The organism is Gracilibacillus salinarum (genome assembly GCF_022919575.1).
GTDB classification, from domain to species: domain Bacteria; phylum Bacillota; class Bacilli; order Bacillales; family Amphibacillaceae; genus Gracilibacillus; species Gracilibacillus salinarum.
The window spans coordinates 2,758,026-2,773,483 of the sequence record NZ_CP095071.1 but is presented as its reverse complement, the minus strand read 5'-3'; the positions used below and the strand labels follow the sequence as shown (position 1 = coordinate 2,773,483).

Below are 15,458 nucleotides of genomic sequence, written 5' to 3'. Positions count from 1 at the left end.
AAATTAAATAAAACAACAAATAAATAATTAAATGTTCATTTACACAGAGCTTATAATGGGAATAAGTAAGGTTTCCGCTAAAGAGGAAAAAGTATAACTTAATAAAATGTAAGCACTTACTTATACTAAAAGCAGAAAGGAGCAAATGAAAATGAAGCTACAAAGTAAAAGAGAGGTAGAAATTCTTCATTTGTTACACAGTAGTAAGGGGGTGCAGACGGGTAAGAGTCTTTCCCTGCTGTTAGAGGTTACCACACGAACTATCAGAAATGACATTAAAAAAATGAATGCAATCTTATCGAAGCATGGTGCAGAGATTGTGTCACACAAAGGAAAAGGATACGAGCTGGAGATAAGCAAGGGGGAAGCTTTTCAAAAGTTATATGCCAATCACATCACAATCATTCAGAACCAAGCAACGGTAAACATGCACAGATCAGAAGGGAATGATGTCGAGGAACAAATTATTAGAAGCATCTTAATGAATTGTCTGACAGATACAAGTATTTATCAGGAAGAATTAGCTGAAGAGTTATTTATCAGTCTTTCTGCATTAAAAAGTTATCTTTCATCAGTAAAAGAGAAAATCTCCCGATATGGACTAGCGCTTGTTACGGATAGATTTAATGGAATAAAAGTTACAGGTAATGAAGATAAAATAAGGTTTTGCATTTCCCAATATCTGTTCAATCATCAAAGCATCGGTGTTTATAATGAACTATTTCCTGATAATGAAATAAAGCAATTAAAAGATATTATCTTGCAAGTATTGTTAAAAAATCAATTGAAACTAACGGATGTTGCGCTCGAAAATCTGATTATTCATATCGAAATAACGATAAGACGATATCTAAACAATAGACTATTAGATTATCAGATGAAGATCACAGAAAATTTAAAGGCTACCAAAGAATACAAGGTTGCCCATGACATTATACAAGAAATAAGGGTGACATTAGGCATCAACATCGAGCCGGAAATCTTTTATATTACACAACATCTTCTTGCAAGCAGCAGGTTCTATAGCAAAGACATTGATGACCAAGAATACAAAAGAATGGAAGGCATGCTAGCAGCAGTGCTCGAGGAAATTAATAAGAAAACATCCATTCAATTGAGTGGGGATCAAAAGCTGATAGAAGGGTTAATTATCCACCTAAGTATTTCTTTAAAGAGAATCGAGTATCAAATGAATATTCGAAATGAAGTGCTGAACAGTATCAAGAATAACTATCCGCTTGCATTTCAGCTTGCCGCTATAGCAAGCAATAAAATCAGTGAACTGACCAATTTAATAATAGATGAAAATGAAATAGGGTTTCTAGCTATTCATTTTGGGTTGGCTTTGGAGAAAAAAGGTTTAAACAATCAAAAGGTCAAAAAAATCATGATCGTTTGTGGTTCCGGCGTTGCTACTGCTTCCTTAATTAGAGAAAAATTACTTAATAACTATGGAAAGCAAGTAAGCGTAGTAGAAACGATCAGTTTATCAGAATTTGAGATATCCTTATTGGAACGTGTAGATATAGTCGTCTCCACTGTTCCAATTGACATAGAATCGGATAAAATTTTTACCGTTAGTCCTATTCTAAGTTATACCGATCTATCTCTTATTAAACGCAAAGTAATGGAAGATAAACTCGAATCAGATGTTACGGAGTTTAGCAATATATTCAAAAGAGACCTGTTTGTTAAAAATTTGGAGCTGCAAACGAAAGAAGATGTCTTGGACTATATGACAGATCTAATGTACACAAAAGAATACATCGATGAATCTACCAAACGATCAGTATATGAAAGGGAAAGAATGGCATCGACAGAACTGAGTAATCTGCTAGCGATTCCACACCCATTAGAAAATAATATGTCTGAAACGAGCATTGCTGTCTGTATTTTAAATAAACCAATTGTTTGGGATCGAGAAAAAGTACAGGTCATCATCGTATTAAGCGTCCCGAAGGAAAAACAAAAGACATGGGAAGTCATCTTTAAGCAGCTTTACCATTTCTTAATAGAAGAATTTGGCATCACTAAATTAATATCTAACTATAATTACGAGGATTTTATTAGAAATTTAAGCAAATACAAGGAGAAAAGCTTATGACAGAAACTTATTTCACCGAGGATAATGTTCAATTTAATGTGGAGGTAAAGGATTGGAAGGATGCGATATACAAAAGTGTTGCATTGTTAAGGAAGAATGGCCTTGTAACGCAGCATTATGCAGCAGAAGTCATTAATAATGTAAAAGAATTCGGACCATATATTGTCATATCTCCCGGTATTGCCATCCCTCATACCAGACCAGAAAACGGAGCATTAAAGGTGGGGATGAGTTTAATAACGTTGAAAACGCCAGTATATTTTAAGGACACGGCAGCGCCTGTCAAAATCATGATTAGTTTCTCAGCAACAGACGATGAGCAGCATTTAGAGATTATTAAAATAATTGTCAAGATCGTAGAAAATGGCTTGATCGATACAATATCCACGATGAATTCACTAGCCGACTTAAATGATTTGATAGGAGATGGTGTCTCATGAAAAAAGTCGCCCTTATTACAAGTGGTGGGGATGGGGCTGGTATCAATGCAACAATAGAGATGATGGCAAACCATCCACACATCGATTTATATGGCTTTTCCGGTGGATACAATGGTATTTCCATCAATGAACCTATTCATTTAACACCACAGTTTGTAGAGAATAAATCACTTGCTGGTATTCATTATGTGCAAACAGGTAGAAGTGATCTTCCCTATACGCAAGAGGGAAGAGATAAACTGCACCGAAAATTGAAGGCAGAAGGTTTTGAATGTTTGACCGTATGTGGTGGCAATGGTTCACAAAAAGCAGCACAATTACTTCATAAAGAAGGGACGAATACGATCTTTATACCGATGACGGTAGATAATGACGTAATTGGTAGCGATTACAGCATTGGCTTTGACACGGCGCTAAATAAATTAATGGATCTTTTATATGGACTGCATGATACAGCTGCTAACATGCCAGGAAGGATATTTATGGTCGAAGTGTTAGGTGGTAACTCAGGCAACCTTGCCTTGGAAAGTACCGTCGCAGGTGCGGGTGATCTAGCAATCGTACCAGAATATGTAACCCAAAAGCGTGCAATCACCAAAGTGGTAAAGGAAAAATTAAAACAAAAGCAATCATTAGTCATTGTATGTTCAGAATCTGCCTATGAAGATAAAAACTATCAATCTGGCAATCAAGGGGTATCTTTTGAAATTGCAGCAGCTATCGAAGAAGGGACGGGGATCAGAGTGAGAAAATCAATTGCAGGTTTTTATATTAGAGCAGGTCGACCAACATTTAAGGACGCATCCATTGCCGCAAAAATCGGAGCAAAAGTGGCGCAGTGTGTGAGCGATAACCAATTTGGTGTAATGGTCGGTGTAGGGAATGACCGAATTCAAGCACTCCCCTTTCAGCACTTAAGAAAACAATATAATAGTCTGCATCCCCAAACGATGGAAATAGCTAAACAATATAACAAGGTAATCTATTAAAGGAGGTGAGCGCATGTTACAAATATTAGTCGTATGTGGAGCAGGATTAGGCAGCAGTTTTGCTTGTCAGATGAGTGTGGAGAGTGTCCTCCAGGATATTGGTGTGAAGGCATCAGTGGACCACTCTGATATTTCATCTGCTGCCGGGACAAGAGCTGACATTATTATTTCAGGTAAAAATTTCGAATCACAATTTCAAAGATACGATCTTCCGATGGACCTGATTTTCTTAGATCGTCTAGTAGACAAAAAGGAAATTGAGGAAAAACTAGTTCCCGTTTTAAAGGCAAAAGGAGCGTTATAAATAAAGGGGGTTATCATAATGGCAGTCATTGATTTTATTATCAACAGTATCTTAACACAAGCTTCCATCACCATCGCATTAATTGCGTTTGCTGGACTTTTATTACAGCGTAAGCCTTTTGGTGAAGTGATGTCAGGCAGTTTCAAGACGATGTTAGGCTTTCTGGTTTTATCTGCGGGGTCCTCGATCATTGTTGGCTCGTTACTATATTTTGGCGACATCTTCTCTGAAGGCTTTGGAATGGAAGGGATTGTTCCATCTATTGAAGCCATAAATGGGCAAGCAATGAATGATTTAGGCTTAGCAAATCAAATTGCATTAACTTTCCTGGCCATATTTATTTTTAACATTCTATTAGCTAGATTAACAAGATGGAAATACATTTTTCTAACAGGTCAGGCGTTGTTGTGGATGGCTACGATGACCACGGTATTTGGAAGTGCAGCAGGCCTTAGTGGAATAGGATTAATTCTTGCCGGAGGTTTAGTAGGTGGTATTTTTGCCGTAGCGATGCCCGCTATTGCCCAGCCGATTGTGAAGAAAATTACGGGAACAGATGATATTGCACTTGGTCACTTTTGTACGATTGGCTATATGTTCGCAGCAGGAATCGCAAAAATGACCGGGAAAAATTCAGACTCTACTGAAAATATTAAATTTCCAAAAGGGTTAGGATTCCTATCTGATACGTATCTTTCTGTAGCGATTGTGATGGTCCCGTTATACGTTGTTACCTCCATCTTTGCCGGAGCTGAATTCGGAACAGAGTTATCTGGGGATGTCAATTATATCGTGTATGCCTTCTTACAAGCGGTTCAATTTGTTGTCGGTGTTTACGTATTACTTTCTGGTGTTCGCTTATTATTAGCTGAAATTGTACCAGCATTTAGAGGGATCGCATTAAAAGTCGTACCAGATGCAAAGCCGGCATTAGATTGTCCCGTATTGTTTCCATATGCCCCAAATGCAGTAACGGCAGGGTTCATTACGACAACAATAGGTACAGTCATCGCGATGTTTGTGCTTCCATGGTTTGGATTGGCTATGATCTTACCTGGGATGCTGACCAATTTCTTTGCTGGTGGAACAGCAGGAATCTTTATGAATGCCGTCGGAGGAAAGCGAGGCGTATTAATCGGTGGTATTGCGCATGGATTCTTTATTACGTTACTGCCAGCACTACTCGTACCTCATTTTAATAGTTTGGGGTTTGTCAATACAACGGCAACCGATGTGGATACTGTAACAGCTGGTCTATTATTTGAATGGTTGATTCATCCGATCATGAATTTATTTGCCTAAAGGAGAGACACGATGCTATTTTTTAAAAGGAAAAGGAAAGAAAAAGATGCAAAGTCAGAAATGCAGCAGGAAGTGAAAAAAGAGCATCTCTCAGAACAAATAGAAGAATATTTATCGAAACTGGAGAATGCTGAAAAGGAAGATGAGATTCCTATTTTAAATATGTTAGGCAGTTTATATTTTGAAATGGAAGATTACGATCATGCGATTACGTATTATGAGAAAAGTATTGATCAAAATAAAGCCTTAGGAAAAGCTTTTACCGATTTAGTGAAACTTTACAACATGAAACGAAAAGAAGCTTCTAAAGCGGGAGATAGGGAAGCTGTTCAAGTATATTTGCAAAAATCGGATGATCTTATGAAACTTACAAAAGATACCATAAGGGGAAACATGTAGAGAGGGGAATAATCATGTTAAAAAGTTTGGATCAATTATTTGAAAAATACGAAGGTAAACGAGCAATAGGCTCTTTTAATGTCCATTGTCTGGAAATGCTGCCAGCCATGTTAGAAGGTGCAAAGGAACTAAATGCACCGATTATTATTCAGACATCACCTGGAACAGCTGAATATATTGGACTTGATTTATTAGTATCAAGTATGGAGACTTTATCCGACAGATTGGAGGTAGATGTTTGCCTGCACATGGATCATTGTAAGTCTATCGAGGTTCTAAAAAAAGCAATCGATGCAGGATATACTTCGGTGATGTATGATGGTTCCAGTCTAGACCTTGAGGAGAATATTAACAACACCAAAATAATAACCGATTATGCCAGATCTAAAAATGTGTCAGTCGAAGGTGAAGTGGGAACCATCGGTGGGGCAGAAGATGGTTTGGTGGTAGCAGAAGAAGACGCTATTTATACCCACCCTGAGGATGCATATCAATTCGTAAGAGAGACCGGTGTGGATGCCATCGCGGTGGCAATAGGAACAACACATGGTCAGTATAAATCAAAAGCAAAATTAAATTTTGAATTACTAGCAGAGCTTTCCACTAATATGAAAGATGTTGGGTTGGTACTCCATGGAGGAACAGGTGTATCGGATGAAGACATGAGAAAATGTGTGTCTCAAGGAATGAAAAAAGTAAATGTTGGAACAGAATTGAACAAATCTTATATTGAAGAAGTCAATAAAACATTCTCTCAGGCAACGCCATTGACTTCCTTACGAAAACTTCTATTACCTGCCAATAATAGAATAAAAGAAATTGTGATGGAGAAATCAAAACTGTTCCAACTGATGTAAAGGTTAGTATATCATGAAATTCAAATTATTTACAGTAGGAAAAGCAACCTATTTACAATAAGTAGGTTGCCTTTTTTGTGATTCGAAAGTAATAAGACAGGTCTATTATATTAGTAAAATCCAACCATTTTTATACAAATCCTCCATTTTCACTGGATTAATTTTCAATATTCTCTTTATAATGAGTAGTTGAATGAACTTTTCTGGGAAGAATTAAATGAACATAGCCCAGATGATGAAAATCAATATATTAGAGGAGTTGTTTTAATATTTTTCTAAAGAAATCAAATGTTTCAGAAGAAGCTGTAAACGGTCATCCTTTTTTGTGACATAAGTGCTAATACGAATAAGACTTTTGGTTTGCACGAAATGATACACATGTTATGTCTTACTATTTGCTTCTGCGGGCATGAAGAAGAAAGGTAGGGCGTCTACTGGAAAGACAGAAAAATCACAGTTATTTCAAGTCTCACCGTAACATCCATACTTACACACTTACACTCATAGATGCTTCCATTACTCCAATACATAAACAACTTAGAGGAAGAGAAAAAATGAATAAAAACAAGAAGAACTCAGTTATATCCAACTAAGTATTTTGTAATACACAAAATTCTTTGAAAGGAAATGTTTTACAAGGAAAGTGATGGGTATAACATAATAAGACGAAAAACCTAAACTCTTTGTAGGATAAGGAGAAACACGCATGATAGATTCGAAGAAAAGAGCCGGAATATTTTTTATTTTAGCATTTATTTTAGCGTTAATTGCTGGTTACCTAGTTTACGAGAAAGTCAAAGAATTAAATGCAGAATTAGGAGGGATGACCGAGATCTACGTTGCGAAAGGAGAGATTCCTTCGCGTTCGCTGTTACAAGAGAGTCAACTAACGGTAATGGAGATTCCGAATAAATTTGTTACAGAGTCCCACATAACAGATTTCTCGGAAATTGAAAATCGTGTTTCCGTTGTTCCCTTAAGTGAAGGGGACATTATTACGTCCAATATGATAAAACCGGTTTCCAACTTAAAAGATGAGAATCACCGATTAGTATCGATACATCGCCAGGAAAATATTCAGTTTGATCAAGTGATTGAAGCGTTGGACCGTGTAGATATCATCGTTTCATCTGAGGAAGAAACGTCCACTTTTCTTACAGACGTACCGGTAGTCTATGCGCAAGGAACGAATGAAGATTTCTCGGGTATTGCCGTAGAACTATCCAAAGAAGATGCTGAAAGATTAATTCATGAACAAAATTATGCCGAATACATTCGTATATTAAAGGCTAATGTTGGAAAAGGTGACGCAATGATGACGGAAGAAGAAGCTGCCAGCGAGGAATCAGAAGAGGCTTCAGAAGAGGAAGAATAAAAAAACTTCGAAATGGGAGAAGGTAGTCAAGGAGAGAAATAATGAGTGATCAATTTGATATTTTAATAGTTAGTGAAGAAGACTCGATTACGACGCAAGTACTAAATGCGATAGATCGAGACGAGAATAACGTAACTGTAATCGGATCGAAGGACGTATCACGTGAAATTAATCGTCAAACTAGAGACTTTGTAATTTTCATCCAGGAAAATACTGATTATGTGGTGGAACAGGTTCAGTATGTGAAATCGATACACTCCCCTACATACGTCATATTCCTCGCAACAGATTCTGATATCGGTTTACTGCGTAATATTATGCGCGCAGGTGCAGAGGAATTCTTTATCCTGCCTGATGAACTAAGCTTATTCTTTAGCCGTTTTCCCACTATGCAAAAAAATTATAAATTGCGTATGGAAACGGATAAAGATAATGCGGTCGTATTTGGACGAGGCAGAGGTCAAATTCATGCATTCTACAGTGGAAAAGGCGGCACAGGGAAAACCGTTATCTCTTCTACTTATGCGCAGACGATCAAGCTCGAATCAGCAGCAGAAGTGATATTAATTGATTTAAATGTTCAATTTGGCGGGATCGAAACGATTATGTCACTGGAAACGAATCGCTCGCTCATTGACCTGCAGCCTGTAATAAATGAATTAAATGAAAGTCACATTCGCAATGTCTCTCAAACAGAGCAGCACTCGAAATTGGAAGTTCTAATAAGTCCGACTGATGCTGGTGTCGCGGAAACGATAGATGGTGAGTTTATCAGTCGTTTACTACGTGCCTGCAGGCGTTCATTTGATTTTTGTATCATTGATCTGCCATCTTTTGTTAATGAGAATACCGTAACAGCTATCGAAGAAGCGGACAAAATTTATTATGTCTTACAACCCGATACCCCTTCTTTGAAAGTATTAAAACATTTTGAAGAAATAAGTGAACGGTTAGGTATTGATTTAAAAACGAGTATGCAAATCATCCTTAATAACATGTCGAAGGAAATGGAATTAAAAGAAAAAGATGTAAAGGATTTAGTGCGGTATCCTATTGCAGCCACGGTAAGAAGGGATTACAAAAAGCTGCAAACCTTTATTAACAAGGGAGATACCATAAGAAAAGCACAAAAGGAAAAGCTGATTCCTTTTTCCAAAGATATTCGCAAATTTGCGAAGTCGGTATTGAGTTAGGAGGTGGTACTAATGGCTTCGTTATTTGACCGGAGAGTGAATCAGGCATCAAAGGCAAATGCAGTAAGTAACGAACATAACCAGTATATCGAAGGGTTAGTTGAGCATTACAAAAGTCGGTTGTTGCGTGATACAAATCTGGAAGCATTGACCAGTTTGAGTCAAGGTGAGATGAGACTAAAGATCGAACAGTTAGTCTCACAATTTATGTCAGAAGAAAAAGTAATCATCCCAAGACAGGAGAAAGATTTACTAATCAGTCGGATCCTGGATGAATCGGTTGGTTTTGGACCATTAGAGCCACTTATTTCTGATGAATCGATTACAGAAATATTGATTAATGGCCATGATGAAGTGTATATCGAGCGCTTTGGGAAGCTGGAGCTTAGCAGTATTTCTTTTCGCGATGATGATCATGTAAGACATGTGGTCGACCGAATTGTGGCACCTATTGGCCGGAGAATTGATGAGAGCTCCCCAATGGTCGATGCCAGATTGCCAGATGGAAGCCGTGTGAATGCGGTAATCCCTCCTGTCAGTCTCAATGGTACGCTAGTTTCGATCCGTAAGTTCCGTAAAGAACCATTTCAAATGGACGATATGCTGAAGTTCCAGACGCTAGATGATAAAATGGCAACCTTTTTACAGGCGGTGACCAAATCGAAATTAAACACCTTAATATCCGGAGGTACAGGTTCGGGTAAAACCACGTTATTGAATGTGTTAGCCGCAGACATCCCTCACGGTGAACGGGTGATCACGATTGAAGATTCAGCAGAGCTTCGGTTAGACCGTCCCAATGTAATTGGCATGGAAGCAAGATCGGAAAACGTCGAAGGACAGGGTGAAATAACGATTCGGCAGCTTGTCCGAAATGCGTTGCGGATGCGTCCTGACAGAATCATAGTTGGTGAGGTTCGTAGTGGGGAAGCATTTGATATGCTGCAGGCGATGAATACAGGTCACGAAGGCTCCATTACGACGGTACACGCTAACTCCACGGATGATGCATTACGACGTGTCGAAGCGATGGTTGTCATGGCAGGCCTGGAACTGCCAGCAAGAATTATACGTGAATATATCGTAGGGGCACTTGATATCATTATTCAAGTCACACGTCTTACAGATGGTACAAGAAAAATTGTAGCTATTTCAGAAGTAGTGCAAGATGATGATGGTGAACATCAGATCAAGGAAATTTTTAGATTTAAACGGACGAATATGACTGATAAAGGTGAAATTGAGGGCTATTATACGCCAACAGGCTATGTGCCTAGATGTTTAAACAGGTTGAATACCTTTGGTCATCGAATCTCTGACTCGCTCTTTATACCAGCTGAAGAGGAGGTGCATTTATGATTGCGACGATTATGACGATCTTGGCGACACTTTGCTTTATCCTCTTTCTGGCCTACTGGTTAGATTACCGTAGAGCTAAGCGTAATTGGCGTAAGAGTACAGAAGACTTCTATAAACCGGATCAGGAACGAAAAAGTTTTATTGTTTTAATAGGCGATCGCTATGACCACTCTGAAACGGCACAACCGATGTTTGAAAAGCTAAAGCAAGCCAACATTCCGTTCACTCCTTCAGAATTTATTGCAGCACAGTTTGTAGCATTCATGGGTATTATTTTATTGCTGGTCAATATGTTTAATCTGAAATTATTGATAAGTGCGTTTCTTGCATTGCTTTTACTTGAAGGTGGGAAGCGGATTATGTTTGCTGTTCGTAAGAATAAGATGCATGAAAGGTTAGTCGATCAGCTTCCTGAAATATGCAGGATTTTAGCGAATTCTACTCGGTCAGGTATGACTTTAAATCAAGGGATTCAGATGGTTGCACAGGAAATCGCTGCACCTGCCAAGACAGAGTTTAAACAATTAGCACACGAATTATCATTAGGGATTCCTTTTGACATAGCCATTAAGAAGATGGAATCACGTATTGATAACAAGGAGTTCAAACTATTTGTTGCCACCGTGTTAATTCAAAAGAAGGCCGGTGGGAATATTTCATCTATTCTGGATGAAATGAGCCAGACATTAGAAGATCGCAAACTATTAAAGCAGGAAATCAAGACGATGACAGCGGAGCAGCGTTATGTAGCGATTCTGGTCCCGATTATACCGATATTCCTTGTTTTAATGATGAATAATATTATTGATGGTTTTTTGGATCCTTTATTCACAGGGATCGGGATACTGTTACTGTTGTTTTTTATTCTTGGAACCGGCCTGACGTTCTGGTTAGTGCGTAAGGTTACCAATATAAGGGTGTGAGCAAATGGATGGATTAATTGTATTATTTTTATTACTCACTCTCTTTTTCACAGGATTAGCTCTTCGATATACCTATGTATATGTTGTGTACAAGAGCGAATTGAAGAAACAAGCGAAAGAGGATCATTATAAAGAGGATATCTTCGAGAAGAAGCAAACACGTAAAGAAAAGGTGTTATCGAAAGTATTCCACTATGCAGATGATTTTTCAACAATCGGTCAACGAATCAATTTTTATAGTGAAGATCACGATGTAGAGAAATGGTTAACAGAGGCAGGTCATCCTTACCGTCTGACAACGGCGAGGTTACAGGGGCTGAAAATATTCTTTATGATCGTCGGTTTGATTATTGGCGGTATTTCCATGATACTCAGACTTCCTTTCAGTGAGCTTACTGTCATTATCTATCCGATTGTTGGCTATCTGGCTGTTGTTTTTTGGATCAAATCCAAAGCAAAAAAGCGTCAGGAAGAATTGACCTATCAATTGCCGGATTTCCTCGATACGATGAGTGTGACGTTAAAAGCAGGTGTCAGCTTAGATCAGGCATTACGAGATATCGTCCCTTATTTTGAAGGTCCTGTTCAAGAAGAGTTTGGTCGCTTTATCCAGGAAATCCAGGTTGGGGTGCCAAGATCTTCTGCGTATGAAATGCTGCTGAAGAGAAATACGAGCAAAGAATTTCAGCTTTTGATTAAGGCCCTTATTCAAGGGGAAAAACTGGGGATTCCCATTTCAAAAACGTTCCACCAGCAATCATTAGAAATGCGCAAAATTAAGAAGGAACTAATTAAAGAACAAGCAGCAAAGGCATCTCCAAAGGTTACCTTGATCACGACTTTCGTAGTATTGCCCTCTGCATTAGTGTTAATTGGTGGCTTGATGGTAATGAATATGTTCAGTCAGAACAGTAATATATTTGAATTGTTTCAATAGAGATTAAAACAATGGCTAAACAGCCGTTTTAATAAAATAATTTTTAAAAATAAAAGGAGAGATTTCAATATGAAAAAGTTAACAGAATTTTATGTGAAGGCTACTCAGCAGTTGAATAACGAGAAAGGTGCACAGTCATTAGAATGGTTAGGTATAGCGGCGTTGTTGATTTTGGTGTTGGGGATTGTTTCTTCGGCGATAAGTGATCAGAGTGATGGGATTGGTAAAATTATATCGGATATTATTACTAAAATTTCTAATATGGTAGGGTAAGTAAGTTAATACAAGCACGGCTAACAAGGGGGGTTCTGGTTGAGGAAATTATTAGTCATGGGTTTACTGCTTTGTACTCTTTTAGTAGCATGTTCAGAGCAACCAAATAACGAGAATGAATCAGATGAATCGATGGAGGCAGGAACTGTTATAACACCAAGTGATGAAGGAGACCATCAGGAATCGGAGAAAACAGAAAATACAGAAGAGGAAAAAAGCCAACCAACTAATGACGAGAATGCTACGCAACAGTTTGAAACAGATCCATTGCCCAAAACGGTAGAAGAACTAACAGCTATAGAGCAAGGGAAATTTGCGAGAGAAATTTTTACTAGAAAAGATGGGGCAGAACGTGAAGGTTCTGAATTACTTAATTTCCTTGGAGATGACTTGCCTGAATTAAGTGATAACCCCAGCGAAGCAGAGCTCCATTATTTTTATCGAGAAACTTTAAAATTGGTTCAGGATGATTATGTAGGTGAAGAAGAAATCTTGAAAGAATTAAAGTTTCAGTTATTAGGCTCTCCTGAAATAGAGGATCCTAGATACCAATTTAAGGAACAATTAAACATAGCAATTCTATTAGATGCATCTGGTAGTATGGCGCAACAAATAGATGGTAAATCCAAAATGGCTGCTGCAAAAGAGTCAATTACTACCTTTATGGAAGAATTACCAGAAGAAACCAATGTTGCACTAAGGGTCTATGGTCATAAAGGTACAGGGGCAGACAGTGATAAAGAATTATCCTGTAGCAGTTCTGAGATAATTTACGGATATAGTCCCTATGAAGAAGCAGCGTTTTCTGATGCTTTGAATTCCGTTCAACCAGCAGGCTGGACTCCGAATGGATTAGCTTTATCAAAAGCACAAGAAGATTTGGCTGAATTTAAAGGGGAGGAAAACACAAATATTGTTTACTTGGTGAGTGATGGTATAGAAACGTGTGAAACAGAGCCTGTGAAGGTAGCTAAACAATTTTATGATTCCAATATTCAGCCTATCATCAATGTGATTGGTTTTGATGTAGATAGTGAGGGACAGAATCATCTAAAAGAGATTGCAAATGCCGCAGAAGGACTTTATCAAACGGTGCAAGATGAAAATGAACTGGCAAATGAGTTTGATAAAATCAGAGAGATGGCAGAAGCTTGGGAAAAATGGAAGGTACAAGGGGAACAAGCAATTGATTTGAAAGAATCGCAAAATAATGTCGATATTTTTGTTTATACAACTACTAACCTAGAACGTCTTTCTGAAGAAGATGCATCTATAGACTATATTATTGAAGCATTAGAATCAACCGGGAAAATCAGCAAGGAAACATACTTACAATTAGATGCGTTAAATTCTGAATACCATAATGATATGAATGCTGAAGTTGAAAAGCTTGAGGATAAGCTTGATGATTGGAACGAAAACTCTTATAAAGAAGCCTTACAAAAGCTAGAAGACAAATACCAAGAAAACCAAACAAATTAAATTCATCAATATTTTAAATCATTGAAGTACTGGCGAGGGGATGGCATGGGAAGAAGACAATACACTTGGCGTTGTATAGCGTTATTTGGCTGGATTCTGTTTCTTCTTCTTTTATTAGCAGCATGTTCTGGAGAAACAAAAGAAGAAGAATCTCTGGAAGCGGGAAAGGTGATCACACCTAGTGAGGAAGAAGAGCCACCAGAAGAACAACCAGAACCGACAGATGAAAAAGAGGAAAGCGTAAGCGAAACAAACTATTCTGAAGAGTTCGACACGGATCCGTTACCAACAACAGTGGAAGAATTAGCAGCATTGGAAAAAGGGAAATATGCACGGAAAATATTTAATAATAAAGATGGTGCAGAACGAGAGGGATCTGAATTATTAGACCACCTCGGTGAAGATATGCCGGAAATTAGTAATAATCCTAGTGAAGCAGAGCTTGATTATTTTTTTAGAGAAACCTTGAAACTGGTGCAAGATGATTATTCTGGAGAAGAGGAAATCCTTAAAGCGTTAAAGTTTCAATTATTAGGAAGTCCTGAAGTAGAGGATCCTAGATATCAATTCAAGGAACATTTGAACATCGCAGTATTACTTGACGCATCAGGCAGTATGGCACAAGAAATCAATGGCAAAACCAAAATGGAAGCAGCCAAAGAAACCATTACAGCCTTTTTAGAAGAATTACCGGAAGAAACCAATGTTGCCCTTCGTGTCTATGGTCAGGAAGGAACAAGTGCTGATTCAGATAAAGAACTATCCTGCAGTAGCTCAGAGATCATTTATGGATACAGTCCCTATGAGGAAGCAACATTCTCAGAGGCTTTGAATTCCGTTCAACCAGCAGGCTGGACACCTAATGGATTAGCTTTATCCAAAGCCCAAGAAGATTTAGCTGAATTTAAAGGGGAGGAAAATACAAATATTGTATATCTTGTGAGTGACGGTATTGAGACATGTGATACAAAACCAGTGGAGGTAGCGAAACAATTTTATGACTCCAATATACAGCCCATTATCAATGTGATTGGTTTTGATGTCGATAGTGAAGGTCAGAATCATTTGAAAGAAATTGCGAATGCGGCTGAAGGTCTTTATCAAACAGTGCAGGATGAAGATGAATTAGCGAATGAATTAAATAAAATTAATGAGATGGCAGAAGCGTGGAATGAGTGGAAAGAAAAAGGAGAGCAGGCATTTGATTTAAAAGAAACGCAAAATAGTATAGATATTTTTGTTTATACAACACAAAATCTAGCTAAATTATCTGAGGAGAAAGAATCAGTAGAATATATTTTAGAAGCATTGCTTGCAACTGATAAAGTTTCAGACGATATATTCTATCAACTTAAAGAAATAAATTCTAACTATCATACAGAAATGAGAACTCAAGTTGAGCAGCAAAAGGATAGATTAGAAGAATGGAACGAAAACTCTTATAAAGAAGCCTTACAAATGCTAGAAGACAAATACCAAGAAAACAAAGAGTAATAAAAGAAGATTTAACACCATGTCCGT

The 15,458-nt window shown here is 37.9% G+C and carries 15 protein-coding genes; all 15 read left to right on the top strand.

Annotated elements, in window-relative coordinates; translation table 11 throughout:
• The first annotated feature begins 151 nt into the window (after positions 1-151).
• The 15 genes from MUN87_RS12855 (at position 152) to MUN87_RS12785 (ending at position 15,431) form a co-directional block, all read left to right on the top strand.
• A complete protein-coding gene (locus MUN87_RS12855) occupies positions 152-2,104 on the top strand; it encodes a BglG family transcription antiterminator (RefSeq protein ID WP_244740692.1) in 1,953 nt (650 codons plus the stop codon).
• Complete coding sequence (locus MUN87_RS12850) at positions 2,101-2,544, top strand: PTS sugar transporter subunit IIA (protein ID WP_244740690.1); 444 nt, start codon at positions 2,101-2,103, stop codon at positions 2,542-2,544. The genes MUN87_RS12855 and MUN87_RS12850 overlap by 4 nt, the downstream gene beginning before the upstream one ends.
• A complete protein-coding gene (locus MUN87_RS12845; RefSeq protein WP_244740688.1) occupies positions 2,541-3,533 on the top strand; it encodes a 6-phosphofructokinase in 993 nt (330 codons plus the stop codon). The genes MUN87_RS12850 and MUN87_RS12845 overlap by 4 nt, the downstream gene beginning before the upstream one ends.
• A gap of 13 nt (positions 3,534-3,546) precedes the next feature.
• The gene (locus tag MUN87_RS12840) at positions 3,547-3,837 is read left to right on the top strand and encodes a PTS sugar transporter subunit IIB (protein WP_244722372.1); all 291 of its coding nucleotides are present in this window, start codon (positions 3,547-3,549) and stop codon (positions 3,835-3,837) included.
• Between the two features lie 18 nt (positions 3,838-3,855).
• Positions 3,856-5,139, top strand: a complete 1,284-nt coding sequence (locus MUN87_RS12835) for a PTS sugar transporter subunit IIC (RefSeq protein ID WP_244740686.1) — start codon at positions 3,856-3,858, stop codon at positions 5,137-5,139.
• A gap of 12 nt (positions 5,140-5,151) precedes the next feature.
• Positions 5,152-5,538, top strand: coding sequence for a tetratricopeptide repeat protein (locus MUN87_RS12830; RefSeq protein WP_244740685.1), 387 nt, complete (start codon positions 5,152-5,154; stop codon positions 5,536-5,538).
• Positions 5,539-5,552: 14 nt separating this feature from the next.
• On the top strand, positions 5,553-6,395 hold the full coding sequence (locus tag MUN87_RS12825; protein ID WP_244740683.1) for a class II fructose-bisphosphate aldolase: 843 nt from the start codon (positions 5,553-5,555) through the stop codon (positions 6,393-6,395).
• Between the two features lie 706 nt (positions 6,396-7,101).
• Entirely contained in the window at positions 7,102-7,770 is a 669-nt protein-coding gene (gene cpaB / locus MUN87_RS12820; RefSeq protein WP_244740681.1) for a Flp pilus assembly protein CpaB, read from the top strand.
• Positions 7,771-7,811: 41 nt separating this feature from the next.
• Positions 7,812-8,963: a CpaE/TadZ family protein gene (locus tag MUN87_RS12815; RefSeq protein WP_244740679.1), complete on the top strand. Its 1,152-nt coding sequence runs from the start codon at positions 7,812-7,814 to the stop codon at positions 8,961-8,963.
• Positions 8,964-8,975: 12 nt separating this feature from the next.
• Positions 8,976-10,322, top strand: coding sequence for a TadA family conjugal transfer-associated ATPase (locus MUN87_RS12810; protein ID WP_244740678.1), 1,347 nt, complete (start codon positions 8,976-8,978; stop codon positions 10,320-10,322).
• The gene (locus MUN87_RS12805; RefSeq protein WP_244740676.1) at positions 10,319-11,245 is read left to right on the top strand and encodes a type II secretion system F family protein; all 927 of its coding nucleotides are present in this window, start codon (positions 10,319-10,321) and stop codon (positions 11,243-11,245) included. Before MUN87_RS12810 ends, MUN87_RS12805 begins: the two co-directional genes overlap by 4 nt.
• 4 nt (positions 11,246-11,249) lie before the next feature.
• The gene (locus MUN87_RS12800; RefSeq protein ID WP_244740674.1) at positions 11,250-12,182 is read left to right on the top strand and encodes a type II secretion system F family protein; all 933 of its coding nucleotides are present in this window, start codon (positions 11,250-11,252) and stop codon (positions 12,180-12,182) included.
• Positions 12,183-12,251: 69 nt separating this feature from the next.
• A complete protein-coding gene (locus MUN87_RS12795; protein ID WP_244740673.1) occupies positions 12,252-12,455 on the top strand; it encodes a hypothetical protein in 204 nt (67 codons plus the stop codon).
• Positions 12,456-12,494: 39 nt separating this feature from the next.
• Positions 12,495-13,937: a VWA domain-containing protein gene (locus MUN87_RS12790; protein ID WP_244740671.1), complete on the top strand. Its 1,443-nt coding sequence runs from the start codon at positions 12,495-12,497 to the stop codon at positions 13,935-13,937.
• A 45-nt stretch (positions 13,938-13,982) separates the two neighbouring features.
• A complete protein-coding gene (locus tag MUN87_RS12785) occupies positions 13,983-15,431 on the top strand; it encodes a vWA domain-containing protein (protein WP_244740669.1) in 1,449 nt (482 codons plus the stop codon).
• The last annotated feature ends 27 nt before the right edge of the window (positions 15,432-15,458 follow it).